Annotated in this window: 25 protein-coding genes; 5 read left to right on the forward strand and 20 right to left on the reverse strand. The window is 72.6% G+C overall.

The window, feature by feature from the left end:
• Positions 1 to 425 (reverse strand): glutamine synthetase beta-grasp domain-containing protein (locus ABZ738_RS21205; RefSeq protein WP_357215645.1); only part of this gene is annotated, 425 nt, incomplete at its 3' end.
• A 323-nt stretch (positions 426 to 748) separates the two neighbouring features.
• Here ABZ738_RS21205 and ABZ738_RS21210 point away from each other — a divergent pair.
• Complete coding sequence (locus ABZ738_RS21210) at positions 749 to 1,093, forward strand: RDD family protein (protein WP_236145938.1); 345 nt, start codon at positions 749 to 751, stop codon at positions 1,091 to 1,093.
• A 15-nt stretch (positions 1,094 to 1,108) separates the two neighbouring features.
• Here ABZ738_RS21210 and ABZ738_RS21215 read toward each other — a convergent pair whose 3' ends face one another.
• The gene (locus ABZ738_RS21215; RefSeq protein WP_131055719.1) at positions 1,109 to 1,798 is read right to left on the reverse strand and encodes a DUF4191 domain-containing protein; all 690 of its coding nucleotides are present in this window, start codon (positions 1,796 to 1,798) and stop codon (positions 1,109 to 1,111) included.
• A 146-nt stretch (positions 1,799 to 1,944) separates the two neighbouring features.
• Positions 1,945 to 2,934 carry a lipoyl synthase gene (lipA, locus tag ABZ738_RS21220; RefSeq protein ID WP_131055717.1) on the reverse strand — a complete coding sequence of 330 codons (990 nt, stop codon included), beginning with the start codon at positions 2,932 to 2,934 and terminating at the stop codon, positions 1,945 to 1,947.
• Positions 2,935 to 3,406: 472 nt separating this feature from the next.
• Here lipA and aspS point away from each other — a divergent pair, with 472 nt between their 5' ends.
• Positions 3,407 to 4,693: an aspartate--tRNA(Asn) ligase gene (aspS, locus tag ABZ738_RS21225; RefSeq protein ID WP_357215650.1), complete on the forward strand. Its 1,287-nt coding sequence runs from the start codon at positions 3,407 to 3,409 to the stop codon at positions 4,691 to 4,693.
• Positions 4,694 to 4,857: 164 nt separating this feature from the next.
• On the opposite strand, the gene ABZ738_RS21230 is transcribed toward aspS, so the two are convergent.
• The 10 genes from ABZ738_RS21230 to ABZ738_RS21275 all read right to left on the reverse strand — a co-directional run bounded on the left by ABZ738_RS21230 (position 4,858) and on the right by ABZ738_RS21275 (position 13,255).
• Positions 4,858 to 5,478, reverse strand: coding sequence for a TetR/AcrR family transcriptional regulator (locus ABZ738_RS21230; protein ID WP_131055713.1), 621 nt, complete (start codon positions 5,476 to 5,478; stop codon positions 4,858 to 4,860).
• Between the two features lie 13 nt (positions 5,479 to 5,491).
• On the reverse strand, positions 5,492 to 6,166 hold the full coding sequence (locus tag ABZ738_RS21235; RefSeq protein WP_357215654.1) for a DUF4166 domain-containing protein: 675 nt from the start codon (positions 6,164 to 6,166) through the stop codon (positions 5,492 to 5,494).
• Positions 6,163 to 6,867 carry a hypothetical protein gene (locus tag ABZ738_RS21240; protein WP_357215657.1) on the reverse strand — a complete coding sequence of 235 codons (705 nt, stop codon included), beginning with the start codon at positions 6,865 to 6,867 and terminating at the stop codon, positions 6,163 to 6,165. The genes ABZ738_RS21235 and ABZ738_RS21240 overlap by 4 nt, the downstream gene beginning before the upstream one ends.
• Positions 6,868 to 7,161: 294 nt before the next feature.
• Positions 7,162 to 7,803, reverse strand: coding sequence for a lipoyl(octanoyl) transferase LipB (lipB, locus tag ABZ738_RS21245; protein WP_357215660.1), 642 nt, complete (start codon positions 7,801 to 7,803; stop codon positions 7,162 to 7,164).
• Between the two features lie 64 nt (positions 7,804 to 7,867).
• The gene (locus tag ABZ738_RS21250) at positions 7,868 to 9,685 is read right to left on the reverse strand and encodes a DUF2079 domain-containing protein (protein ID WP_357215663.1); all 1,818 of its coding nucleotides are present in this window, start codon (positions 9,683 to 9,685) and stop codon (positions 7,868 to 7,870) included.
• A gap of 188 nt (positions 9,686 to 9,873) precedes the next feature.
• A complete protein-coding gene (locus ABZ738_RS21255; RefSeq protein WP_131054770.1) occupies positions 9,874 to 10,773 on the reverse strand; it encodes a TIGR01777 family oxidoreductase in 900 nt (299 codons plus the stop codon).
• Between the two features lie 94 nt (positions 10,774 to 10,867).
• A complete protein-coding gene (locus ABZ738_RS21260; protein WP_161595009.1) occupies positions 10,868 to 11,014 on the reverse strand; it encodes a hypothetical protein in 147 nt (48 codons plus the stop codon).
• Positions 11,004 to 11,261: a type II toxin-antitoxin system prevent-host-death family antitoxin gene (locus ABZ738_RS21265; protein ID WP_357215667.1), complete on the reverse strand. Its 258-nt coding sequence runs from the start codon at positions 11,259 to 11,261 to the stop codon at positions 11,004 to 11,006. The genes ABZ738_RS21260 and ABZ738_RS21265 overlap by 11 nt, the downstream gene beginning before the upstream one ends.
• Before the next feature lie 41 nt (positions 11,262 to 11,302).
• The gene (locus tag ABZ738_RS21270; RefSeq protein WP_131054769.1) at positions 11,303 to 12,631 is read right to left on the reverse strand and encodes a low temperature requirement protein A; all 1,329 of its coding nucleotides are present in this window, start codon (positions 12,629 to 12,631) and stop codon (positions 11,303 to 11,305) included.
• 45 nt (positions 12,632 to 12,676) lie between these two features.
• On the reverse strand, positions 12,677 to 13,255 hold the full coding sequence (locus ABZ738_RS21275; protein ID WP_357215670.1) for a TetR family transcriptional regulator: 579 nt from the start codon (positions 13,253 to 13,255) through the stop codon (positions 12,677 to 12,679).
• A 137-nt stretch (positions 13,256 to 13,392) separates the two neighbouring features.
• Between ABZ738_RS21275 and ABZ738_RS21280 the strand changes: the two genes are divergently transcribed.
• Complete coding sequence (locus ABZ738_RS21280; RefSeq protein ID WP_357215673.1) at positions 13,393 to 14,334, forward strand: SDR family NAD(P)-dependent oxidoreductase; 942 nt, start codon at positions 13,393 to 13,395, stop codon at positions 14,332 to 14,334.
• A gap of 121 nt (positions 14,335 to 14,455) precedes the next feature.
• On the opposite strand, the gene sucB is transcribed toward ABZ738_RS21280, so the two are convergent.
• Entirely contained in the window at positions 14,456 to 16,264 is a 1,809-nt protein-coding gene (sucB, locus tag ABZ738_RS21285) for a 2-oxoglutarate dehydrogenase, E2 component, dihydrolipoamide succinyltransferase (RefSeq protein ID WP_357215676.1), read from the reverse strand.
• A gap of 71 nt (positions 16,265 to 16,335) precedes the next feature.
• Positions 16,336 to 17,727: a dihydrolipoyl dehydrogenase gene (gene lpdA, locus ABZ738_RS21290; RefSeq protein WP_131056807.1), complete on the reverse strand. Its 1,392-nt coding sequence runs from the start codon at positions 17,725 to 17,727 to the stop codon at positions 16,336 to 16,338.
• A gap of 179 nt (positions 17,728 to 17,906) precedes the next feature.
• On the opposite strand from lpdA, the gene ABZ738_RS21295 reads away from it, so the two are divergent.
• Entirely contained in the window at positions 17,907 to 18,236 is a 330-nt protein-coding gene (locus ABZ738_RS21295; RefSeq protein ID WP_117228376.1) for a hypothetical protein, read from the forward strand.
• Positions 18,237 to 18,395: 159 nt separating this feature from the next.
• Here the strand turns inward: ABZ738_RS21295 and ABZ738_RS21300 are convergent, their stop codons facing one another.
• A complete protein-coding gene (locus tag ABZ738_RS21300; protein ID WP_176094931.1) occupies positions 18,396 to 19,967 on the reverse strand; it encodes a leucyl aminopeptidase in 1,572 nt (523 codons plus the stop codon).
• A gap of 165 nt (positions 19,968 to 20,132) precedes the next feature.
• Between ABZ738_RS21300 and gcvT the strand changes: the two genes are divergently transcribed.
• The gene (gene gcvT, locus ABZ738_RS21305; RefSeq protein WP_131057290.1) at positions 20,133 to 21,257 is read left to right on the forward strand and encodes a glycine cleavage system aminomethyltransferase GcvT; all 1,125 of its coding nucleotides are present in this window, start codon (positions 20,133 to 20,135) and stop codon (positions 21,255 to 21,257) included.
• 30 nt (positions 21,258 to 21,287) lie between these two features.
• Here the strand turns inward: gcvT and ABZ738_RS21310 are convergent, their stop codons facing one another.
• From ABZ738_RS21310 to ABZ738_RS21325, 4 genes are all read right to left on the reverse strand, one after another.
• Positions 21,288 to 22,577 carry a DUF2314 domain-containing protein gene (locus tag ABZ738_RS21310; protein WP_357215682.1) on the reverse strand — a complete coding sequence of 430 codons (1,290 nt, stop codon included), beginning with the start codon at positions 22,575 to 22,577 and terminating at the stop codon, positions 21,288 to 21,290.
• A gap of 66 nt (positions 22,578 to 22,643) precedes the next feature.
• A complete protein-coding gene (locus ABZ738_RS21315) occupies positions 22,644 to 23,417 on the reverse strand; it encodes an adenosylcobinamide-GDP ribazoletransferase (protein WP_357215685.1) in 774 nt (257 codons plus the stop codon).
• The gene (gene cobU, locus ABZ738_RS21320) at positions 23,407 to 25,323 is read right to left on the reverse strand and encodes a bifunctional adenosylcobinamide kinase/adenosylcobinamide-phosphate guanylyltransferase (RefSeq protein WP_357215688.1); all 1,917 of its coding nucleotides are present in this window, start codon (positions 25,321 to 25,323) and stop codon (positions 23,407 to 23,409) included. The genes ABZ738_RS21315 and cobU overlap by 11 nt, the downstream gene beginning before the upstream one ends.
• A 63-nt stretch (positions 25,324 to 25,386) precedes the next feature.
• On the reverse strand, positions 25,387 to 25,593 hold the full coding sequence (locus ABZ738_RS21325; protein ID WP_176094926.1) for a hypothetical protein: 207 nt from the start codon (positions 25,591 to 25,593) through the stop codon (positions 25,387 to 25,389).
• Positions 25,594 to 25,766: the final 173 nt, after the last annotated feature.

Genomic DNA, 25,766 nt, shown 5'->3' on the forward strand with positions numbered 1-25,766 from the left:
CGGATCGAGTCGAAGATGTAGAACTCGGCCTCGGCACCGAAGTAGGCGGTGTCGGCGATCCCGGACGCGGCGAGGTACGCCTCGGCCTTCTTCGCCACGTTCCGCGGGTCGCGGGAGTAGGCCTCGCGGGTGAACGGGTCGTGGATGAAGAAGTTCAACGCGAGGGTCTTCTGCGCCCGGAACGGGTCGATGAAGGCGGTGGCGACGTCCGGGAGCAGGAGCATGTCCGACTCGTGGATCGCCTGGAAGCCCCGGATCGACGACCCGTCGAACGCGAGACCATCAGTGAAGAAGTCGTCGTCGACAGACTCCACCGGCAGATTGAAATGCTGCATCACACCCGGCAGGTCACAGAAACGTACGTCGACGAACTTCACGTCCTCGTTCTTGAGGTAACGCAGGAGTTCCTCGGGATTGGCGAACACTCGTCCTCCTGGCAACGTCCACGGGGTAGCTAGGCTCCTGGCGACGCTATGGCCGTGCGGTTGCCCGGCCATGTCTCCAGTGTTTCTGCCGTGTTACGTCCCTCGCGTTGTGTCATGTTCCCTGGTGGGACGGACCCGATACGCGACGGACTGGTCCGGCTGTGCCAGTGTAGTGAAAATTGCTGCTATTGACCCTTTTCGGTATCACGTGCCGGACCTGCGCCGGGCCCGTGCCCGTGTGCTGGCTAGTCTTGTCCGCTGTGACGACCGAGCCCCACCACGCGCCGCCGCCCGCCACCGACCCCACCTTCGCCCCGGCCGACCTGGGCCGCCGCTTCGGGGCACTGGTCATCGACTGGGTGCTCTGCCTGCTCGCGTCGGGCCTGTTCGCCAGCCCCACCGGAGATCCGTGGGCGCCGGTCGTCGTGTTGATCGTGATGTACGGCTTCTTCCTCGGCCTGTTCGCGCAGACCCCCGGCATGTACGTCACCAGGATCCGCTGCGTGGCCTGGGCCGACGGCGGACGGATCGGACTGGTCCGGGCCCTGCTGCGCGGCGTCCTGCTGGCGTTGGTCGTCCCCGCACTGCTGATGGACCAGCACCGGCGGGGCCTGCACGACCGCCTCAGCGGCGCGGTCGTCGTCCCGGCCGCACGCGCCGGGCGCTGACCGCCCGACCCGACCTCAGCGGCCCCGGCTCTGCCGGAAGGCACCGCGCGGCGGGCGGAGGTTCTTCGGGATGGCGCCCTTGGGCATCTGCGGCCGGGCGGTGAGCGCCTTGAGTCGCTTGTCCAGCGAGTTGACGTCCTTGCCGCTGAGGTTGCGCGGCAGCCGCATCAGCGTCATCCGCAGCTTGCGGATCGGCAGCTCGCCCTCGTCCTGGCCGATGACGTAGTCGTAGAGCGGTGCATTGCCGATCACCTTGGCGAGCCGGCGCTTCTCCTGGCCGAGCAGCCCGCGTACCCGCTGGGGGTTGCCCTCCGCCAGCAGGATCACGCCCGGCTTGCCGATGACCAGGTGGACCATGTCCATCTGGGTGGTCGAGCTGACCGCCGGGGAGACCCGCCAGTCGCCCCGCATGTTCTCCATGATCTGCGCGGCGGCGCCCGGCTGCCCCTCGGCCGCGTTCATCATCGCCCGGTTCGACCGCAGGTTGAGCACGATCAGCAGGGCGAGCAGGGCGAACAGGATGCCCAACGGCAACCACAGCCAGCCCCAGATCATGACCGCGACCACGGTCAGCGCGAGCGGAATCAGCACCGCGCCGGCCGCCAGTGGCGCGAACCACTTGTCCTGCTTGGCGGTGAATCGGAACACCAACCCGATCTGCTTCAGCCGCTGGCCGAACGAGACCTTCTCCTGGGGCTTTGCCATGCGCCCGAGTCTAGTGGTCGCTCGCCGCGCGGTTGATCCCCGGCCGGTCCCTGCCCGTCGGGCGCCGCTCGCCGGCCCGTCCCGGACCGGGGTTCGTGCGGTCGGTCGCCGACGCAGCCGGCCGAACCCTGTCGACGCCGGTCGGCTCAGCCGGCGACGGCGACGCTCTCGCGGGCGGCCAGGGCCTGCTGGTAGAGGCGGCCGGCGCGGTAGGAGGAGCGCACCAGCGGCCCGCTCATCACCCCGGCGAAGCCGATCTCCTCGGCCTCCTCGCGCAGCTCGACGAACTCCTCCGGCTTGACCCAGCGCTCCACCGGGTGGTGCCGGGGGGAGGGACGCAGGTACTGCGTGATGGTGATCAGCTCACAACCGGCGGAGTGCAGGTCGCGCAGCGCCTGGGAGACCTCGGCGCGCTCCTCGCCCATCCCCAGGATCAGGTTGCTCTTGGTGACCAGCCCGGCCGCGCGGGCCTGGCTGATGACGTCCAGCGAGCGCTCGTAGCGGAACGCCGGCCGGATCCGCTTGAAGATGCGCGGCACCGTCTCGACGTTGTGCGCCAGCACCTCGGGCCGGGCGCCGAACACCTCGGCGAGCTGCTCGGGGACGGCGTTGAAGTCGGGGATCAGCAGCTCGACGCCGCAGCCCGGTTGCAGGGCGTGGATCTGCCGGACGGTCTCCGCGTACAGCCAGGCGCCGCCGTCGGGCAGGTCGTCACGGGCGACGCCGGTGATGGTGGCGTACCGCAGGCCCATCGAGACCACCGACTCGGCGACCCGGCGCGGCTCGTCGGCGTCGAACTCGGCCGGCTTGCCCGTGTCGATCTGGCAGAAGTCGCAGCGGCGGGTGCACTGGTCGCCGCCGATGAGGAAGGTGGCCTCCCGGTCCTCCCAGCACTCGTAGATGTTGGGACAGCCGGCCTCCTGGCACACGGTGTGCAGCCCCTCGCGCGAGACCAGCCCGCGCAACTGGGTGTACTCCGGGCCCATCTTGGCCTTGACCTTGATCCACGGTGGTTTGCGCTCGATCGGCGTCTCGGCGTTGCGTGCCTCGATCCGCAGCAGTCGCCGCCCCTCGGGAGCGGGCGTCGCGGTACGCGCGGCCTGGCCGGTCGTTGGCGCGGAGTGCTCGATCGTCACAAAACGAGCCTACGCCGGATGGTGGCCGTCGATGAACAGGGGCGACGGCCGTCACCTCGGAAATCCTGTGACGCCGGACACCGAAGGCGGGAATCACGCGTCACAGGACGGCCCGATCGGGTGCTAGCGTGGTCGTTCGAGAGCGACGACGGAGCCGAGTAGCGCCCCGATCCGCCAGTTGAAGAGAGCCGCCGGTTGCTGTGAGGCGGTCTGGCGTCGGGCCGTGAAGACCCTCCCGAGCTGCGGGAAGAACGGCGTGTGATGTGTAAGGAAGGGCCCCCTGCTAACGCCTGCGGTAGAGCAGGGGACCCCGCCTAACATCCGCGCCCAGTAGAGCCCGCCCGGCTGGCCCCGGTGAAAAGGCGACGAATGAGGCCCCCGTCCCGACGGGGGCGAAGGTGTGGTGGCACCGCGAGGTTCCCGCTCGCCCACACCTCCCGGGGATCGCGTTGCGATCGACGAGGAGGTAACCGTGCAACGCATCCTGTCCGACCGACTCACCCTGCACACCGGCCGTACCGTCCGGATCGCCGGCTGGGTCCACCGCCGCCGACTGCTCAAGTCGGTGGCCTTCCTGATCGTCCGGGACGCCGCCGGCCTCACCCAGGTGGTGGTCACCGACCCGGCGGTCCGCGCCGAGATCGAGGCGCTGCCCGAGGAGAGCGTCGTCGAAGTCGACGGCACGGTGGTCGCCAACGCCACCGCGCCCGCCGGGGTCGAGCTGACCGACCCGGTGGTACGCCCGCTCGGGCCGCCCGCCGTACCGCCGCCCTTCGACCTGTACCGGCCGACGCTCACCGCCAGCCTGCCCACCCAGCTCGACCACGCACCCGTCGCGCTGCGCCACCCGAGCCGCTCGGCGGCACTGCGCATCTCGGCGGCGGCGGTGGCCGGCTTCCGGGCCACGCTGGACGCCCGACGGTTCGTCGAGATCCACACCCCGAAGGTCGTCGGCTCGTCCACCGAGAGCGGGGCGAACGTCTTCGCGCTCGACTGGTTCGGCCGTCCGGCGTACCTGGCCCAGTCACCGCAGTTCTACAAGCAGCTCATGGTCGGTGTCTTCGAGCGGGTCTACGAGGTCGGGCCGGTGTTCCGCGCCGAGCCGCACGACACCGTACGGCACCTGGCGCAGTACACCTCCCTCGACGCCGAGCTGGGCTTCGTCACCGACCACCGGGACGTGATGGAGGTCCTGCGGGACACCCTGGCCGGCATGATGGAGACGGTCGACGACCGGGCCGGCGCCGCGTTGGCCACCCTCGGCGTGCAGGTGCCCGCCGTACCGGCGCAGATCCCGGACGTGCACTTCACCGAGGCCCTGCGGATCGCCGGGGCACCCGCCGACGAACCGGACCTGGCGCCCGCCCACGAACGGGCGCTGGGCGAGTGGGCGCAGCGGGAACACGGCTCCGACTTCGTCTTCGTCACCGGGTACCCGATGGCGAAGCGGCCCTTCTACACCCACCCCGACCCGGACCGGCCGGACTACTCGAACGGCTTCGACCTGCTCTTCCGTGGCCTGGAACTGGTGACCGGAGGGCAGCGGCTGCACCGGCACGCCGACTACCTGTCCGCCCTCGCGGCCCGGGGCGAACCGGTCGAGCCGTACGCCGGATACGTCGACGCCTTCCGGCACGGCATGCCGCCGCACGGCGGGTTCGCCATCGGTCTGGAACGCTTCGTCGCCCGGCTGACCGGAGCCGCCAACGTCCGCGAGGTCACCGCCTTCCCCCGCGACCTCCACCGCCTCACACCCTGACCCCGCCCGCCGTCCGATCGCGTCGATCATGGAGTTGTGGCACTGGAATTGCGGATGTATTTCCGTTTTGTTCCGACCACAACTCCATGATCGACGGGCGAACGGAGCGGGCGGGCGGGCGGAGCGGGCGGGCGGGGGTGGTGGGCCGACGGGCGGCGGGACGCTCAGGTGAGGTGGCGGAGTTTGGCGCGGGCGGCACGGCGGGCGATGGGGCCGAGGTCGTCGATCACCTCGACCAGGACGGCGAGTCGTTCCAGGGCGTCGAACGCGGAGCGCGCGCCGTCCGGGTCGACGCCGTCGTAGAGTTCCAGGCCGATGAAGGCGGCGCTGACGGCACGGGCCAGTCCGGTGGGGTCGACGACCGGGGCGATCGGTGAGCCGTCGAGCAGTCGCCGCAGCACCGACTCGATCTCGACCGTCCAGATCCGCAGGGCCGCTGCGGTGGACTCGGCGAGCGTGGGGTCGTTCTGTGCGCCGGCCAGCAGCTGGGCCAGCACCGCGAGGTTGCCCTCGGCCTGTTCCTGGTGGTGCAGGGTACGCCCGACGTCGAGCAGTTCGCGCAGGGACGACACCTCGGCGAAACGGGCCCGGTACGCGGCCACCCGGGTGCTGGTGACACTCCGGCACGCCTCGGCCAGCAGTTCGTCGACGCTGCCGAAGTGATAGAAGACCAGCGCCTGGTTGACGCCGGCCGTGGCCGCGATCGTCCGCGCCGACACACCGGCGATGCCGTGCGCACGGATCGCGGCGATGGCACCGTCGATCAGTTTGTCCCGGGTGGCCATGGTGTCCTCTCGTCTACTCCCGGGGATTCTCGCGCAGCGGGCGTACGGCGGCGGGCACCGGTGTCCGGTGCGACGGGACGTAGTCGACGGTGAAGCCGCCCTCGTAGCCGAAGAGCGGACCGAACCGGCGGTTGGTGACCCTGACCTCGATGCGGAACCGGTCGGCCCGGTCGTCGTACCACTCGCGTACGCGTGCCTCGCCGGTCAGCGCGGCGGGGCAGGGCAGCCCGTTCGGGAACCGCTGGACGCCACTGCGGATGGTCAGCCCACCGGCGGCGTCGACGGAGAGGTGCAGGTCGACGGCGAGGTGTTGGTGCGTACCGAGATAGTCGACCAGGACCCCGCGACGGGCGCTCCAGACCATCGTGGCGTCGAAGCGTCGCCGCCGGTGTGGGGTGACCTGGAAGGTGCGGACGAAGGTCAGCGTGGGGCGGCCGTACGTGTCGGTGTAGGCGTAGTTCTCGATGGTGAAGGGGATCTGCCGGCCGGTCTCCGGGAAGAGGATGTGGCGCAGGCTGCCGAGGCGCAGGAACGGCCACGTGAAGGCGCCGCCGCGCCAGACCCGGTCCATCGTCCCGGTGCCGACGCAGCCGAGGTCGGGTTCGCCGTCGACCGCGAAGCGGCGGCGCAGGTGCGGGTGCAGACGGTCGAAGTCGTCGCCGAGGGCATGCTGGAAGACGGAGGTCACAGGCGCTCCAGGAGGCGGGGTGGCCGGGCGGCGAGGCGGTCCGGCGGGCGGCGCCGGCAGCGTCGGGCCGCCGGGGTGTGCGGATGCGGGGGTATCAGACAGGCGGCTGACGTGGCGACGACCAGCGCGAGGGCGGCCGACGTCCGGCCCGCGACTCCGGCCGCCGCGGTGACCGCGACCACCGCGAGCAGCCGGAGGGTGACGTCGCGGACCGCGTTGGCCCGGGCACGTTCCGGGGGTACGCCGGCCGTCAACCAGAGCCGCAGCCGGTCGAAGGACCACGCGGTGGCCCAGCCGAACAGCGGCCGGAAGACGAGGTCGGCGAGCCGACCCAGGAGACCCCACCGAGGGGTGTACGAGTAGCCGGTCAGGAACCGGACGCCGTGCGGGCCGGGCAGGTAGCGCCAGTGGCCGGAGCCGGCGGCGACCAGTGACCGAGGGTCGTCGGAGCCGAACCGCAGTGCCGAGGTGCGGGTGCCGTCGGGACGCTGCCGCTCACCGGCGTGGACACCCCACCCACGCACGGTGAGCCTGGGGAGCACGGTGGTGGCGTACCGGAATCGGGCGGGTCGGCTGCCCGTCACCGGGTCGATCCGGCTGAAGCGCACGTCCCATCGACGGTGCTCCCCGGGATCCTGGGTCGCCCACCAGACCTGCTCCATCGGTGCGTCGATGAGCGTCTCGACATAAACAGACCGCATGTCCACCCCCGAGTTTGAGCGACCGCTTAAACGTAACCGAATTTAAGCACTCGCTCAAGAGGTGTCGGAGTGAAGGCGCGCCCCCGGTCGCGGCCTGGTGCACGCCGGAGAGCGCACCCGGGCCACGCACCGCGATCACCGGCTTGTGGTGGGGACGAGTCTGGCGAATGCCCTCAAAAAGGAAGCCACAACTCCATGATCGGCGGCGCGGCGGCGCGGCGGCGCGGCGGCGGGGCGGGGCGGCGAGGCGGGCGCGTGGCCGGGCGGTCCGTTCGTGGGCGACGGCCCCGGCGGTCAGGCGGTGGTGATGGTGGGCAGGTGGCGCTCGACGACGGGGAGCACCTCGGCCACGGTGACCGGGCGCCCCAACTCGGCCGAGAGCGAGGTGACCCCGGCGTCCCGGATGCCGCACGGCACGATCCGGTCGAAGTACGTCAGGTCGCAGTCGCAGTTGATCGAGAATCCGTGCAGGGTGACGCCCCGGGCGACCCGGATGCCGATGGCGGCCACCTTGCGGTCCGGGCCCCGGTCGTCAGCCGGCACCCAGACGCCGCTGCGACCGTCGACGCGGGAGGCGGTCAGGCCGAACTCGGCGCACACGTCGATCAGCAACTGCTCGACCCGCCGGACGTATGCGACCACGTCGACCGGGTCGGGCAGGCGCAGGATCGGGTAGCCGACGAGTTGCCCCGGACCGTGCCAGGTGATCTTGCCGCCGCGATCCACGTCGACCACGGGGGTGCCGTCCATCGGCCGGTCCCACGGCTCGGTGCGCTTGCCGGCGGTGTAGACGCTCGGGTGCTCCAGCAGCAGCACCGTGTCGCCCCGCTCCCCGGAGACCACGGTCTCGTGCAGGCGGCGCTGCTCGTCCCAGGCGGCGGTGTAGTCGAGGACGCCGGCACGTACGGCCGTCAGGCCGGAGGTCGTCGCGGTCACGCGTACCAGCCTAGACCCGTACCCGCTGGTCACCTCCGGTGAGCCGGCTCACGGGCCGGGCGGCTCAGCGCTGTCCGACGCGCCACAGCCAGACGTCCTCGACGCGTTCCGGCTCGCCGAAGAGCAGCGTCAACGTCCGGCGTACCGCCTCCTCGTCGACCGGCCACTTGGCGCCGTGCACCTCGTCGGGGAGCACCACCGTCTCGATCCGCCAGTGCTCCAGGTCGACGCGTACCTCCTCGCGGGTGCCCTCGGTGACGATCGGCGGCAGGCCGCTGCGCGCGGCCTGGTCGAGCAGCGCGCCGAACGGACGCGGCACCGGCCCGATCCGGCCCCGGCCGTCGGGCCCGCCGGGGCCGAGGAAGAAGCCGGACGGGATGGCGAACTCACCCTGCCGGTTCGCCAGCGCGTACGCCTGCCAGCGCTGGCCGTCCGGGTAGACGTCGAGGGCCAGCGGCGCCGGGGTCAGCACCCCGCCCGGGGAGACGTAGTCGCGCCACGCGCCGGAAGTGATGAAGCGCGGGATCGGTTCCCGTTCGATGGTGAGCAGCGGCGTCGGGACCAGCGGCACCAACGCGACCGCGAAGGCGGCCGTCCAGGCCACCGCCGCCGCCCGACCCGGCCGATGCTGGCGGAGCCGGTCCACGGCGAACGCCAACAGCAGCCCGATCACCGGCGTCACCACCAGCGCGAGTCGGGCCGGCAGCGCGGCGTTCACGACGGGGAGCTGCCCGAGCAGGTCGAACGGCATGGGCAGGTCGGTGCGGTGGCCGTTGACCTTCGCCACCGGCCCGAAGGAGAGCGCGGTGAAGGCCACCGCCACGACGCCCAGCCCCCACAGCGTGGCCCGGCGTCGTGGCGTGGCCGACCGCCACAGCAGGGCGAAGCAGGCGACCGTGAGCAGCAGCAGGGGCAGCCCGAAGAAGGAGTTCTCCTCGGTCGGGTTCGGCGCCAGCGAGGTGCCCAGTCCGGCCTCGCCGGCCAGTGATCGGCGCGGGTAGGCGGCGTACGCGGCGATGTCCTCGGAGTGGATCACCGAGTCGAATCCGGTGCCGTGGAAGCGTTGGGGCCCGGCGAAGTGCAGCCAGAGCGGGTACGCCAGCAGCACCCCGGCGACCACGGTGGTCACCGCGAGGCCGCGCAGGAACGACGGCAGCACGGACCGCGCCTCGACCCGGTTGGCCGGGTGCAGTGCCCAGACGGCGACGAACAGGCCGAGCGCCAGCGCGGTGAAGAAGAGTCCCTCGGCGGCGATGGAGAAGGAGACCGCGACGAGTACGCCGAGGATCGCCCCGTCGCGCAGCGGGTGCGCCGACCGGCGCAGCACGAACAGCCGCCACACCAGCAGCGGCACCAGCCAGCCGGCGGTCCAGTTCAGGTGGGCGTTGGCGTGCGAGACCATGCCGGGGGAGAAGCCGATGAACAGTCCGCCGACGGCGGCGGCGAGTCGACTGCCGACGAGGTGCCGGGAGAGCAGCCAGTACCAGGCGACGGCCGTCGCGGCCAGGTTCAGCGTCAGGATCACCAGGAAGGTGGCCGGCGGCCCGATCAGGTACGTCAGCGGGGCGAAGACCACCGCGTACACGGTGATCGAGGTGTTGACCGCGAGGTTGACGCCGTCCGGGACGTTGATCAGGTACGTGAAGAACGGGTTCTCGCCGTGGCTGACCGTGTGACCGCCGAAGGCCAGTAGCCACTCGAACAGTGCCTGGTCGCTGGAGTTGACCGTGATCGCGCGACCGTTCGGGTCTGACCACAGCCCGCTGGTCACCCAGACGGCGAGCGCCAGCGCGATCAACGTCACGATCAGGTCGGCGCGGCGGTCACGGGTGACGCGCGGCGGCGAGGTGGTCAGGGACGCCGAGGACGGGGAGCTGGGCACCTAGCGGACGTTACCAACAGCACCGGACACCTCAGGTCAGACCCGTCACCTCCGCCTGTAAGGAAGGGCCCCCTGCTAACGCCTGGTGTAGATAAAGGGACCCTTCCTAACATCTGGGCGCGGCGCGGCGGTGCCGAACGCACCAGGAGGGCAGGACGGGTGCGATCAGGCGTGCGGGACGGGTGCGGTCAGTCGTGCAGGGCGGCGTGCAGGGCCGTGGGCAGGTCGGGGTGGCGGAAGGTGAAGGCGGCCCGGTTGAGTACGCCGGGCAGAACCCGCGTGCTGGTCAGCGCCTCCTGGGCGAAGCCGCCGAGGACCGCCTTCAGGGCCAGCGCCGGGATCGGGATGACCGCCGGACGGCGCAACTGGCGGGCCAGCTCCCGGGTGAACTCGGCGTTGGTGACCGGTGCCGGCCCGACCGCGTTCACCGGGCCGTTCAGGTCGGCGCGGGCCAGCAGGAACGTGACCGCGTGCAGCCAGTCGGTCATCGAGATCCACGGGATCCACTGGCGTCCGCTGCCGAGCCGACCGGCGATACCCAGCTTGAACGGCAGCAACTGCGGCTTGAGCAGCCCGCCGTCGCGGTGCAGCGGCAGTCCGGTCCGCAGCCGCACCACCCGTACCCCGGCGTCCTCGGCCGGGCGGGTGGCCGCCTCCCACACCCGGGCCACGTCGGCCAGGAAGCCCTCACCGGCCGGCGCGTCCTCCTCGACCACCCGGTCGCCGGTGTTGCCGTACCAGCCGATCGCCGAGGCGTTCAGCAGCACCTCGGGCCGGTCGGCCTCGGACAGACCGGCGATGGTGATGGCCAGGGTGCTGGTGGTGTCCACCCGGCTGGCGCGGATGAGCTGCTTGTACTGGTCGTTCCAGCGGCGGTCGCCCACCCCGGCGCCGGCCAGGTTGACCACCGCGTCCGCCTCCGCGACCAGCGCCGGGTCGAGCTGCGCCGCCGACGGGTTCCACTGCCGCTCGTCCGGGCGGCGCGGTGGCCGCCGGACCAGCCGGGTGACCTGGTGCCCGTCGGCCACGAGCAGGTCGACCAGTCGGGTGCCGAGGAAGCCGGACGCACCGGCCATCAGGATCCGCATACAGACATCTTCGGGTACGCGCAGCCGCCCGGCTGGGTCGAGTCGGTCACGCCGATGTCTCGGCTGACCCGACGTGGGTCTGTCGAACGACAAGTCAGGGGCGGCGCACGTGCCGGACGTCGACCAGTTCCGTCAGACCGGCGAAGTCGTTCTCCTCCGGCAGTTCGTCCGGGTCCAGCGCGCCGAGGAGGATCACGATGTCCGTGTCGATCAGGCCCCGGGCCGTGCTCTCACCACTCACGATCGAACGGGTCCTGATCGACGGCGGAGTCGAGATCTCGGCGGAATCGCTCCGCGTCGAGCGGGGGCGCGGTGGCGAATGCGGCCATCACTTCGGCGCGCGGAACGAAGGTGCGCCGCCGAAGCGGGATCAGCTTGCCGTTGCGGGTGATGACGTAGGAGTCTCCGCGCTCCACCCCGCGCATGATGGCGCCGGGGTCGTTGCGCAACTCTCGCTGTGTGATCTCCCGATGGGCGTGCTCAGCCACCCGCCCCTTCCAGCCATGGGTGCTACAGAGTGCTACGCATGTCACGGGTGCGGGTCGGGTGGGTTGTCGTGCCAGCGGGCGCGGTAGGCGGCCTCGGCCGCCTCGTGGGCGGTGCGCTCCTCGAAGACCGCCGCGCGCAACGCGTGCCGGGCCTCGGACATCACCACCACCTCGGTGACGATCATGCCGACCAGGATCACGGCGAGCACACCGAGCGCGAGCAGTCCGGGCAGCGGCATGGCGATCGGGATGCCCAGCGCGAGCAGGCCCACGGTGCCCAGCCGGAGCCAGGAGAGGGTGCGCAGGGTGCGCCACTGGAACAGCATGTTCCCGGCCAGATAGCAGAGCGCCCCGGAGAACAGCAGCGGCACGTCCGGTCCCTGGGCCGGCTGGCTGATGGGTACGCCGGGCTCGGCTATGTCGTGCACGATGCCCTCGGCGCCGAGGGCGAACAGCAGGATGCCGACGATCATCGGCAGATAGAGATAGGCGTACGCGTCGCGGGCCATCAGCACCCGGGGGCGGCCCTGGCTGGCGTGCAGCGCGATCCGCGCGGCCGGACCGATCACGTCGTAGTGGATCCACCACATGGCCGCGCTGAAGACGATGCCGAACACGGCGGCGGTCACCCCCGGCAGGGTGGGTGCCTGGCCGAGCAGGTTGCTGCCCAGGCCGATGGAGATCACCGACTCGCCGAGCGCGATGATCAGGATCAGGTCGTACCGTTCGGTCCAGTGCTCGGCCGACGTCACTCCCCAGCCCCAGGTGCGGGCCAGTAGCCCGGTGCCGTACTGGAGCAGCACGACGCTGATCCACAGGCCGTCCCGGACCAGCGCCGCCATGTCGTCGTCGGGCAGGTGACCGGGGAGCAGGGCGGCGACGAGCAGCAGCGCGGTGCTCAGGGTCAGCTCGGGGGCGTACCGGAGCAGTTGGCGGCGTTCCACCGGGTCGTCGCGGACGGCGTGCAGGAACAGCGCCAGGTGTACGGCCCGGATGACCACGTAGCTGACCGCCACCACGACCGGCCCGGCCTCGGTGCCGCCGCCGTCCATGAACGCCTGGGGCAGCGCGAGCGCGAAGCAGAACAGCGCGGCCATCCCGGCGACCATCAGGACGGGTACGAAGCCCTCGCCGATGCGTACCCGGGTGGCCACCACCGTGTGCACCACCCAGCACCACCACAGCACGGCGAGGACCAGCAGGGCGTGCAGCAGTTGCCGGTCGGTGATGTTCGCGGCGGTGGCCCGGGCGATGTTGAAGAAGGAGAAGACGAAGACCAGGTCGAAGAAGACCTCGAACTTGTCGACCCGGGCGCCCGGTGCGATCCCGACCGCCGGTCCCAGCCGGTGCCGTCGGCGCCTCTCGTCCACGGCCTGAGTGTGGCAGCGGCGCCGGTCGCCCGGGTGCGTTTCGGATCAGCCCCCCGGGCGGTAACGCAGCCCGTCCATCAGCAGGTCCAGCAGCCGTCGTGCCTGGTCGCGCTGGTCTCGGCCGCCTGAGGCGAGACTGACGCCGCTGAGTCCGACCAGTACGTCGGCGGGGTCGACGTCGGCGCGTACGGTCCCGGCTGCCGCGCCCGCGTCGAGCAGCAGGCCGATCGCGCCGAGGAGGCGGTCGCGGCTCTCCGCGTACGGGTTGGCGCCGGCGGCGATCACCAGCCGGAGCGCGTCGGCCATCTCCCGTTTGGTGGTGAGGTAGTCGATGAACCGGTCCATCCACTCCCGGATCGCCTCGACCGGTGGGAGGCGGTCGCGGAGTTCGGCCGCGGCGTCGCAGAGTTTCGCCAGCTCGTTGCGGTAGGCCGCCTCGACGAGCGACTCCCGGGTGGGGAAGTGGCGATAGAGGGTGCCGATGCCGACCCCGGCGTCCTTGGCGATCGAGTCGAGGGTTACCTCCGGGCCTGCCTGGGAAAACGCCCGGACGGCCGCGTCCAGCAGCCGTTCGCGGTTGCGCTGGGCGTCGGCGCGGAGCGGTCGGGGACCGGTCTGCGGCACGTCTCCTCCTGAACTGGGCCGGAACCCGGGTGGCAAGCGGAGGAGCCTCCGGTTAGTGTGGTGGTAACGGAGGAGCCTCCGCTTCTCATCGTAGCGGCGGTCCACACCCGCCGCGCCTCTGTCGACAAGGATGGATCATGGCCATCGGTACGCCTGTCAGCACCCCGTTCACCGCCGAGTCCACCGCGCTGGAGGTCGTCGCGGGCATCGACCTCACCGGTCGCCGGGCCGTCGTCACCGGCGGCGGATCGGGCATCGGGGTCGAGACCGCCCGTGCGCTCGCCGCCGCCGGAGCCGACGTCACCCTGGCCGTACGCCAGCCCGACCAGGGCCACCGCGCGGCCGAGGAGATCACCCGTACCACCGGCAACGACCGGAGCACGGTGGCCGCGCTCGACCTGGCCGACCCGGCCTCGGTCGCCGCCTTCGTGGCGAACTGGGACGGACCCCTGCACATCCTGGTCAACAACGCCGGCATGATGGCCTCGCCCGAGATGCGGACGCCGCAGGGCTGGGAGATGCAGTTCGCCACCAACCACCTCGGCCACTTCGCGCTGGCCACCGGGCTGCGTCCGGCCCTTGCCGCAGCCGGGGGCGCCCGCGTCGTCTCGGTCAGCTCGGCGGCCCACCTGCGCTCACCCGTCGACTTCGACGACATCCACTTCGCGAAGCGCGAGTACGAGCCGTGGACCGCGTACGGGCAGTCCAAGACCGCGAACGTCCTCTTCGCCGTGGAGGCGAGCCGCCGCTGGGCCGACGACGGCATCCTGTCCAACGCGCTGCACCCCGGAGGGATCCGGACCAACCTCCAGCGGTACGTGGACGAGGAGGAGCTGGCCCGGCTGCGCGCCTCCAGCGGCCCGGCCGCGCCCTGGAAGACGCCCGAGCAGGGGGCCGCCACATCCGTGCTGGTGGCCACCTCGCCGCTGCTCGACGGTGTGGGCGGGCGCTACTTCGAGGACTGCCAGCAGGCCGGGCCGCACGAGCCCGGCACCCGGACCGGCGTCGCCGCGTACGCCGTCGACCCGGAGGCCGCCCAGCGGCTCTGGCAGGTCAGCGAGCAGACCCTGGCCGGTTGAGCCGGCCGGTGTCGCAGGTCGGGGTGCCGGCAGGTGCCGGTGGCGACCCGGTCGGCCGCACCGACGGACGAGGGCGCCCCGGTCACCTGACCGGGGCGCCCTCTCGTGCTGCTGACGGCGGTTAGAGGCCCAGCTCGGCCTCGAAGTTGCCGGCCTCCAGCCGCTCCTTGACCGCGACCAGGAAACGGGCCGCATCGGCACCGTCGATCAGTCGGTGGTCGTAGGAGAGGGCCAGGTAGATCATCGACCGGACCGCGACGACCTCGCCCAGCTCCGCGTCGTTGACCACGACCGGGCGCTTGACGACGGCACCCGTGCCGAGCATCGCCGACTGCGGCGACGGCACGATCGGGGTGTCGAAGAGGGCGCCCCGGCTGCCGGTGTTGGTCAGCGTGAACGTCGCACCGGCGATCTCGTCCGGGCTGATCTTGTTGGTCCGGGTGCGCTCGGCCAGGTCGGCCACCCGCTTGGCGATGCCGCCCAGGTTGAGGTCACCGGCGTTGTGGATGACCGGCACCAGCAGGCCCCGCTCGGTGTCCACGGCGATGCCGAGGTTCTCGGCGTCCGGGTACGTGATCGTCCCGCCGTCGAGGTCCATCCGGGCGTTGACGATCGGGTACGTCTGGAGCGCCTCGATCGCGGCGAGGGCGAAGAACGGCAGGAACGACAGCTTGACGCCGTGCCGGGCCAGGAACGACTCCTTGGCCTGCGCCCGCAGCTTGGCGATCTTGGTGACGTCCACCTCGATCACGGTGGTGAGCTGCGCCATCTCGTGCAGCGACTGCTGCATCCGCTTGGCGATCGCCGAACGGATCCGGGGCAGCTTCTCGGTCGTACCGCGCTTGGCGCTCGGCTGCGGCTTGGCGGCCGGCTTGGTCGGGGCCGTGGCGGCGGCCTGCGGTGCCGCGGCGGGCGCGGCCTTGGCGGCCTTGGCCTTCTCGGCCGCGTCCAGCACGTCCTGCTTGCGGATCCGCCCGCCGACCCCGGTGCCGTTGAGCGAGGCGAGGTCGACACCGTGCTCACCGGCCAGCTTGCGGACCAGCGGCGTCACGTACCCGGCCGACTGCTCACCGCCGTTCGACGGTGCCGCCGCGCGCTGCGGGGCGGGAGCGGCCGGCTGGGCGGTCTGCTCGGCCTTGGCCGGCTCCGGGGCCTTCTCGGCCTCGGGCGCGGGCTCGTTGTACGAGGCACCCGGCGTCGGCTCGGAGACCTCCAGCTTCGGCTCGGGCGTGGCCTCGGCCTTCGGCTCCGCCTTGGGCTCGGGCTTCGGCTCGGGCTTGGCCTCGGCCGGTGCGGCACCGGCCGCACCGACGACGGCCAGCGTGGCGCCCACCTCGGCGGTCTCGTCCTCGGCGACCTTGATCTCCAGGACGGTGCCGGCGACCGGGGAGGGGATCTCGGTGTCGACCTTGTCGGTGGAGACCTCCAGCAGCGGCTCGTCGACCTCGACGGTCTCGCCGACCTGCTTGAGCCAGCGGGTGACCGTACCCTCGGTGACGCTCTCGCCGAGGGCCGGCATCTGGACCGGGGTGCCCTCGCCCGACGGCGCGGAAGCCTGGGCCGGCTGCTCGGCCGGCTCCTCGACGGCCGACTGCTCCGCCTCGGCCTGCGGCTCCTCGGCAGCCTCGGCGGCCTGCTCGGCGGGGGCCTCCTCCTCCTGCTTCGGGGCGGCCTCACCGCCGGTCGACTCGCCCTCGCCGGAGATGACCGCCAACTCGCTGCCGACCTCGGCCGTCTCGTCCTCGCCCACCACGATCCGGGTCAGCACGCCGGCCGCGGGCGACGGGATCTCGGTGTCGACCTTGTCGGTGGAAACCTCGAGCAGGGGCTCGTCGACCTCGACGGTCTCACCCTCCTGCTTGAGCCAGCGCGTGACGGTGCCCTCGGTGACGCTCTCGCCGAGCCGGGGCATGGTGACCGATACCGGCATGTTCTCCAGACTCCTTCATTTCCCTGGTGGGGGGATCATCGCCCGTCGCCGGACGCCGCGGGTTGTCGTGGTCAGGCGTGCGCGTGCAGCGGCTTGCCGGCGAGGGCCAGGTGCGCCTCGCCCAGGGCTTCGTTCTGCGTCGGGTGGGCGTGCACCAGCTGGGCCACCTCGCCCGGGTACGCCTCCCAGTTGTAGATCAGCTGCGCCTCGCCGACCAGCTCACCGACCCGGGCGCCGACCATGTGCACGCCGACCACCGGGCCGTCGTCGACCCGGACGAGCTTCACGAAGCCGGCCGTCTTGAGGATCTGGCTCTTGCCGTTGCCGCCGAGGTTGTAGTTGTACGTCTTGATCTTGTCGGCGCCGTACTGCTCCTTGGCCTTGGCCTCGGTGAGGCCGACCGAGGCCAGCTCCGGCTCGGAGTAGGTGACCCGGGGGATGCCCGCCTCGTCGATCACGGCGGGGTTCTGGCCGGCGATCTCCTCGGCGACGAAGATGCCCTGCTGGAAGCCACGGTGGGCGAGCTGGAGGCCGGGCACGATGTCGCCGACCGCGTACACGTTCGGCACGCTGGTGCGCAGCCGCTCGTCGGTCAGGACGTACCCACGGTCGGTCTTGACGCCCTGCTCCTCGTAGCCGAGGTCGGCGGTGTTCGGGCCCCGGCCGACGGCGACCAGCAGCAGCTCGGCCTCGACCGTGTCGCCGCCGGCGATGGTGAGCTTGACGCCGTTGTCGGTCTTCTCGACCTTCTCGAACGGCTTGCCGACCTTGAAGTTGATCTTCCGCTTGCGGAACGCCCGCTCCAGCGCCTTCGACGACTCCTCGTCCTCGGCGGCGACCAGGCGGGGCAGCGCCTCGACGATGGTCACGTCCACCCCGAAGGACTTCCACACGCTGGCGAACTCGACGCCGATCACACCGCCGCCGAGCACGATCGCCGAACTCGGGACGCGGTCCAGGGTCAGGGCGTGGTCGCTGGTGATGACCCGCTCGCCGTCGACCTCCAGGCCCGGCAGGCTCTTGGCGTACGAGCCGGAGGCCAGCACCACGTTGCGGCCGGTGTACCGCTTGCCGTCCACCTCGACCGCGTTCGGGGCGACCAGCTTGCCGGCCCCGGCCACGAAGGTGATGTTCTTGGAGCCGCCGACCAGGCCCTGCAGACCCTTGTAGAGGCGGGAGATCACGCCGTCCTTGTACGCGTTCACCCCGGCCATGTCGATGCCGACCAGCTCGGCCTTGATGCCGAACTGCTCCGACTCGCGGGTCTGGTCGGCGATCTCGGCCGCGTGCAGCAGCGCCTTGGTCGGGATGCAGCCGTTGTGCAGGCAGGTCCCGCCCAGCTTGCCCTTCTCGACCAGCGCGACGTTCAGGCCCAGCTGGGCGGCGCGCAGGGCGGTCGCGTAGCCGCCACTGCCACCTCCGAGGATGACGATGTCGAAGGTTGCGTCGTTCGGCTCGCTCACGTCCAACTCCCAGGTCGCGTCGCTGCATCGGGGGTCACGGCGGGGTAACAGGGACACACCCCACCTCGGCCATCTTGTCACCACCGTGCGGAAGCCGCGTACCGAGGTGCCCAACGACACGTTGTCGCCACGTACCCTTGGCACTGCCTTCGACGACGGACGCGTGGGGAGACGGCTCGGTGGGACTGTTCCGGCGACGCAAGCAGGCACGCGCGGTTGACTCCGACCGTACGGCCAATCGCGCCGATCTGGAGCACTTGGAGAACTTTGTCCGGACCCGCAAGGGTGTCGAGGCGTTCATCGAACCCCGCACCACCGTCACCGAGACCACCGTCATCCTGATCGCCGACGACGGCGAGTGGACCCGGCGCCGCATCGACGGGCCGGACGGGGCACGCCGCTTCGCGTACCGGGTCAGCATCCCGGTCTACGACATCGCCCTGATGGGCTACCCGCAGCGGATGCGCGACTACAACGAGCGCCGCAAGCGCCGCCCCGAGCAGTACTGACCTCGCCACCGCGCGGACGCCGGCCGGACCTCACCGCGCGTCGCACCCCGCCGTGCCCGCGCTCAACCGTCGCGCTGCTCCGGCTCGGATGTTCGGATGTTAGGAAGGGTCCCCTGCTATGCACCAGGCGTTAGCAGGGGACCCTTCCTTACAAGCAGGTCAGCCGTTTGCGGTGACGTCGTCGATCAGGTGCAGCAGGGTACGGACCGGGACGCCGGTGCCGCCCTTGGTCCAGTAGCCGGTCGCCTCGCCCGAGTGGTACGACGGGCCGGCGATGTCGATGTGCGCCCAGGCGACGTCGTCGGTGACGAACTCGCGCAGGAACACACCGCCCTGCAACATGTGACCGGCCCGGTCCATGCCGGCGTTGACCTGCGAGATGTCGGCCACGTCCGAGTCCATGCCCTTGCGCACGTCGTCCGGCAGCGGCATCGGCCAGGCCGGCTCGCCGACCGCGTCACCGGCGTCACGGACCCGCTCGCACAGCTCGGCGGTGCCCATCAGGCCGGAGATCCGCTTGCCCAGCGCGACCACCTGCCCGCCGGTGAGGGTGGAGGTCTCGAAGAGGTAGTCGCAGCCGTCCGCGCAGGCCCGGGCCATCGCGTCACCGAGGATCATCCGGCCCTCGGCGTCGGTGTTGAGCACCTCGACGTTCTTGCCGTTGAACATGGTGATCACGTCGCCCGGCCGGTACGACGTCCCCGACGGCATGTTCTCCGCCATCGGCACGTACGCGGTCACCGTCACCGCCGGCTTCAGCTCCGCGACGGCCAGCATGGTGGCGGCCACCGCCGCCGCGCCGGCCATGTCGGACTTCATCTCCCACATGCCCTGCGCCGGCTTGATCGAGATGCCGCCGGTGTCGAAGGTGATGCCCTTGCCGACCAGTGCCACCCGCTTGCCGGTGCCTCCGCCGTCCGGGGTCCAGGTCAGCTTGACCAGGCGCGGCGGTGCCTCCGAGCCCTGACCGACCGCGATGATGCCGCCGTAGCCGCCCGCACGCAGGGCGACCTCGTCGAGCACCTCGACCTCCAGGCCCGCTGCCCGGCCGGCCTCGGCGACCGCGTCGGCGAAGACCGGCGGGCGCAGCTCGTTCGGGGCGACGTTGACCCAGTCGCGGGTCTGCCGGACCGCGGCGGCCACCGTGCGGGCCCGCGTCACCTCGGCCTGCGCGCCGGCGTCCGCGGCGTCCGGCACCGCGACCAGCACCTCGGCCACCGGCTCGCGCCGGTTCGGCTGCGGGCGGGTCTTGTACCCGGCGAAGCGGTAGCCGCCGAGCAGCGCTCCCTCGCCGACCGCGCGCAGCGCGGCGGGGCCGTCGGCGTCGTCCGGCAGCGGCAGCGCGAGCGCCACCCGGGACGCGCCGGCCAGCGCCCGTACGGCGGCCCCCGCCGCCCGCCGCAGCGTCTCCGGGGCGGGTGCCGCGCCGGTCGGCTCCGGTCCGAGTCCCACGGCGGCGACCAGCGGGGCGGTGACGGTGCCCAGGGTGGCCAGTTTGATCACCTCGCCCGGTCCGCCGGTGGCGCCGAGCAGCGCCAGCGTCTCGGTCAGCTTGCCGTCGAAGGCGGCGGCGATGCTCTCGGCGCCGCTGGCGAGCAGCAGGGTGCCGGCGAGGCCGCTGGTGGCGTCCTGCTCACCGGTCGTACTGTGCACGCCGATCACGATCGCGTCGACGGCGAGTTCGGCGGGGTCGGTGTCGACCAGGCTCAGGGTGGTGCTGGGCGATGTCACGGAAGCTGCTCCCGGGCGGGCCGGGCCGGCCGCGTGTGGCGTACCGGCGGTTCGGTTGGTGCCGGCGGATGAGGTACCCGTCGGACGTCGGTGCTGCCCCGCCGGTTCCTCCGGTGGGTCCCGCCGATGCTAACCAGACCGGTCCGCCCCGGTAAGTTCCCACCCATGACCGACGTGACCACCGACGCCGCCGAGACCCGGCTGCGTCGTTCTCCGCTGGCCGAGCGACACTCCGCACTCGGCGCCAAGTTCGCCCCGTTCGGCGGTTGGGAGATGCCGCTGGAGTACGCCGGTGGCGGGGTGCTGCGGGAACACACCGCGGTGCGTACCGACGTCGGCGTGTTCGACGTCTCGCACCTGGGCAAAGCGCGGGTGACCGGGCCGGGCGCGGCAGAGTTCGTCAACTCCTGCCTCAGCAACGACCTGGGGCGGATCGGGCCCGGCCGGGCGCAGTACACGCTCTGCTGCGACGAGGCCACCGGCGGCGTGGTGGACGACATCATCGCCTACCTGTACGCCGACGACCACGTCTTCCTGATCCCGAACGCCGCGAACACCGCCGAGGTGGTGCGCCGGCTGCGCGCCGCCGCGCCGGAGCAGGTCACGGTCACCGACGAGCACGAGGAGTACGCGGTCCTGGCGGTCCAGGGACCGCGTTCGGCGGCGCTGCTGGCCGGGCTGGGCCTGCCCACCGACCACGGGTACATGAGCTTCTCGCCGGCCTCCCTCGACGGCGTCGCGTTGACCGTGTGCCGCACCGGCTACACCGGTGAGCTGGGCTTCGAGCTGGTGGTCCCGGCGGCCGACGCGGTCACCGTCTGGGACGCGCTGTTCGCCGCCGACCCGGCGCCGCAGGCCTGCGGGCTGGCCGCCCGGGACACCCTGCGCACCGAGATGGGGTACCCGCTGCACGGGCAGGACCTGTCGCTGGATATCAGCCCGGTGCAGGCCCGTTCCGGCTGGGCGGTGGGTTGGGACAAGCCGGCCTTCTGGGGCCGTGCCGCGCTGCTCGCGGAGAAGACCGCCGGTCCGGCGCGTACGCTGCGCGGCCTGGAGGCCGTCGACCGGGCCATCCCGCGCCCCGGCATGGCGGTGTACCACGGCGACACCCGGGTCGGCACGGTCACCAGCGGCACGTTCAGCCCGACCCGCAAGCAGGGCATCGCCCTCGCGCTGGTCGACACCGCCCCGGCCCTGGCCGACGGCACCGAACTCCAGGTGGACGTGCGCGGTCGTCGCCTGCCGGTCCGGCTGACCCGACCGCCCTTCGTCGACCCCTCCGTGAAGTGACGCGGACCGGTGGCGTGACGCCGGCCTGACTCAGGGGCGGGGCGGCTCACCGGCGTCCAGGACCGCCTGGGTCCAGCCGCCCTCGACGACGCCGGAGGTGCCCAGGACGGCCCAGTCGACGATGTCGGTGGTCTCGACCTCCACCGGCGAGCCGATGCGGACCGAGGGGTCGGTGTTGGCGTCGCTGGCGCTGGCGCCGACGATCCGCTCCGGCGTCTCCCACGTGGTCACCCCGGCCCAGACGTACTCCGGGCCGTCGTCGCCGGGCAGCCCGTACTTGACCACGAGCTGCGTATCCGACGGGAGCTGACCGGCGCGGAAACGGGCCCGGATGTCGCCCAGCCCGGCGCGGGCGGTGGCGACCGCCCGGCTCATCGCGTCGCCGGAGCGCGCGTACCGCACGTCGGGCTGGATACCGGCGAACAGGGTGCCGCAGGCGGCGGCGAAGTAGCGCCCGTCCGGGCCGGGGTGCCCGGCCGGTGGGCGCAGGCTCAGGAACGAGTCGGCCTCCGGGTCGGTGGCCGGGTCCAGCTCCAGCCGGAGCAGCACCGGCGCGGTCGCCCCGTGCTGCTCCGGGTTGCCGTACGCGACCGCGATGTCGTGGCCGGTGACCGTGGCCAGCACCGGCAGCGGCACGAACGCGGGCACCTCGTCGCCGGCCAGCCCGTCGGTCCAGTCCCGCAGCAGCCGCCGGGCGGCGCCGGTCATCACCGCGCCCCAGGCCCGGGTGAGGTGGTCCGGCACGCCCTGGGTCTGCAACTCCAGCAGACCGAAGCGGCGCAGTCCCTTGGTGGTGAACCAGAGACCCTCGGCGTCCGAGGAGTACGGCACCAGCACCCAGTCGACCAGCCGGACCCGGCCCTCGGCGTCCGGCAGCGAACGCAGCGCCGCCGCCGGGTCCAGGAACTGCAAGCCGAACACGTCGACCACGTCGCCGCCGACCTCCTCGGCCACGGCCGCGGCCACCGCGCGGGCCGCCCACTCGTGGGCGGGCGGCCACCCCGGCCGGTACTCGGCCTGCACCACCACCAGATGGCTCGCGGCACCCAGCCGGTCGAGCTGCGCCTGCGTGGCCCCGAACGCGGTGAGCAGGTCCGGCGGCAGGGCGGGGAACTCGCCGATCGGGCGGATGTCGACGCTCATCAGCGGGCTGTCCAACATCTGCACGGCGAGCCCGTGCACCGGCTCGGCCAGCCGGCCGGCCAGCCTGCGGACCGCCGTGCGGGCGGTCACCGACGGCAGCCCCACCGTCGGCACCAGATAGGTCGCGGTGAGCGACTCCGGGACCGGTACGGGCAGGAAGTCGTCGGTGATGAGCATGTCGTCCCCAGGGTGGCCGCGCCGGTGCTGTCGACAAGGAACGCTACCCGCCGGTGGTCGCACGGCTCAGCCGGACAGCACCAGACCCAGGTAGACCAGCGTGGTGACCAGCTCCACGGTGGCGCCGAGCACGTCGCCGGTGATGCCGCCGAGGCGGCGTACCACGTGTCGCAGCAGCCCGGCCGCGACGGCCAGCGCGGCGAGCACGACCAGCGGCCCCTGCCACGGGCGGTCCGGCACGGCCGGCACTGCCGCCAGTGCCACGGCGGCCGTCGCCACGGCCAGCGTGACCGGCCCGACGGTGCCGGCGACCATCGCACCGAGTCCGTCCGGGCGGGCTGCCGGGACACCCCGTCGACAGGCCAGCGAGACCCCGAGCCGACCGGCCGCCAGGGCCGCCAGCACCGCCGCGAACGCCGCCGACCGGGACCGGCCGGCCAACTCCGCCAGCGCGGCGGCCTGCACCAGCAGGACGAGCACCAGGGCGACCACACCGAAGGGCCCGACGTCCGGCTTCTTCATGATCTCCAGCGCGGCCGGCCCCCGCCGGTACGACCCGAGGGCGTCCACCGTGTCGGCCAGCCCGTCCAGGTGCAGGCCCCGGGTGAGCAGGGCGCCCGCCGCGACGGTCACCCCGGCGGCGACCAGCGGTGCGGTGACCGTGCCGAGCAGCAGCAGGAGTCCGCCGAGCGGCACGGCCAGCAGGGCGCCGACCACCGGGGCGAGCGCCATCGCCGTACCGGCCGTGGTCCGGTCGATCCGGCCGGCGCGTACCGGCAGGGTGGTGAAGGTGGTCAGGGCCAGCCGCGCCCCGTCGCCGAGCCGGGGCTCAGCCGGCACGCGTGCCCTGCTCCGCCGGTTCGGTGCTGGTCGGTCCCGGACCTGCCGGCTCGGGCTCGCGGAAGTCCGGCTCGTCCTCCTCGGCCGGATCCGGCTCGTCGGTCGCGTCCACGTCGCCGGCGTCGGCCGTGTCGTGCGACGGGCGCGGCGGCAGCGCGGCGGCCAGCGCCAGCGCCGAGCGCAGCAGCGGCAGCACGGTCAACGCGTTGGCCCCCTCGCCGAGGTCCAGCCGCAGCTGCGCGAGCGGGCTCAGGCCGAGCACGTCGGAGGCGAGCTTGACGGCCGGGTGCCCGCCGTGGTCGGCCAGCATGCACCAGTGCCGCGCCTGCCCGGCCAGGTCCCGACTGACCAGGCCGGCGGCCACGCCGACCGGCCCGTCCAGCAGCACCGGCGTGCGGCGTGCGGTCGCCCCCAGCAGGATGCCGGTGGCCACGGCGATGTCGCCGCCGCCGAGCTGGGCCAGCACGTCCTTGGCGTCGCGGGAGGCGCGCCGGGTGCGGTGCAGGGCGTCCCGGACGGCCGCGCAACGGGCCATCCAGGCCACGTCGTCGATCTCGCCGTTCTCGGTGATCACGCGGCCGAGCACGGCGGGCGCCTCGGCACCGGCGGTCGCGGCCAGCACTGCCGCCGCAGCAGCCTCGGTGCCGGCGCCGCACGCCGCCACCACCAGCAGTTGCACGCCGGCGTCCACGGCCTCCTCGGCCAGCCGCCAGCCGTACCGCAGCGCGGCGTCGACCTGCTCGGCGGTGAGCGCCGGGCCGTGCTCGATGGCGGCGGCGGTGGGCGCCTCCACCACCTGCAGACCTGCTCCGCTCTCGGCGGCGAGCCGGGCGAGCACGCCCTGACCGGCGCGGGCCGCCTCGGCGCGCCGGGCCGACTCCCCGGCCCGGGCTCCGGCGGCGCTCCCGCCGTCGTGGTCGCCGTGCAGCAGCAGCACCCGGACCGACTGCCAGGGTGCCGGGGTCGGGGTGCCCTGCGTGGCGGCGGCGAACGAGACCACCTGTTCCAGGACGCCGAGCCCGGTACCCGGCACGTCGAGCGTGGCGAGTCGCTCCACCGCCTGCGGACCGGCGTAGTCGTCGGGCATGGGCAGTTCCATGCCCGGCTGGATGACCAGACCGGTGTCGGCCACCGGCAGCGTCATGGTGGGTGCCGTCCACCCGGTGTCGTCGGCCGCCGGGACCGGCGCGGACGCGGCCGGTGCCTCCGGGGTGGTCACCGGCGGCGACGCCGGCAGCGCCGCGACACCGTCGACCGGCCGCGCGTCGTTCGGGCCGGCCTGTGCGGGCACCGCCGTGCCGTTGACGGTGGCGGTGGACCGCTCCGGCGAGGGCTCGGCGGTCGGTGCGGGCTCCGGCGCGGCCGGCTTCAACCGGACCGGCTGGCCGGCGACCACCAGCACCACGGCGTCGCAGGCGTCGGCGACGGCCCGGTTGACCGCGCCGAGCGCGTCGGTGAACGCCCGGCCCAGCGGCGTGGTCGGCACCAGGGAGAGCCCGACCTCGGGACTGACCAGCACCAGCCGTGCCGGGCAGTCCCGGACGGCGGCGGCCAGCTCGGCGACGGTGACGGTGTCGTCGGCCGGCTGGTGGGCCGGGTCGAGCAGCACCGTGACCCAGCCGCCGAGGTCGTCGACGAGCAACGTCTCGTCCGGCCGGGCGTGGGTGATCACGTCGGCCAGTCGACGCGGATCGTCCGCCGTCTCCTCGGTGCTCCAGGTCTCCGGCCGGCGCTCCCGGTGCGCGGCGATCCGTGCCGCCCACTCCGCGTCGTCGTCGCCTCCGCCGGCGGCGGTGGCCACGTACCGGACCGAGACCGCGTCGGCCACCAGGGCCTCGGCGAACTCCGACTTGCCGGAGCGGATGCCGCCGAGCACCAGGAGCGTGTTCCACCCGTCTAGGGACATGGCTCGTACCTTAACGGCCGGCCGGGCGGGAGCGGCATCGCAGGGCCACGCTCCCGCGCCAGCTCACCGAGGCTCGGGGGACTGGTACATGTAGTCGTTGGGGTTGACGTCCGCCGGCTTCGGGTCCTCCTGCCAGGCGCCCTCGCCGGGGCGGGCGACCAGGGCGTCGACCAGTTCCTCCCGGTCCATCTCCCGTGCGCCCTGGATACCGCCGCGTACCGCGATGTCGCGAAGCTGTGCCGTGTCCATCTCCGGGATGGGTGTCGTCATCGTCGCCTCCTGAAGATCCGGTTCCTCCGGAGATACCCGGCCCGGCGACGGTCAACCACCGTGCCGACCGCGCACCGCGACGCCCCCGATCGACGCCCGTGGCCGGGCGGTCGACCGTGCGGTGCGACTACGCTGGCGGAGGTCCCGTCCCCACGGGACATCAGCGGCGAGGG

It is taken from the genome of Micromonospora sp. NPDC047793 (genome assembly GCF_040642635.1).
Taxonomy (GTDB): domain Bacteria; phylum Actinomycetota; class Actinomycetes; order Mycobacteriales; family Micromonosporaceae; genus Micromonospora.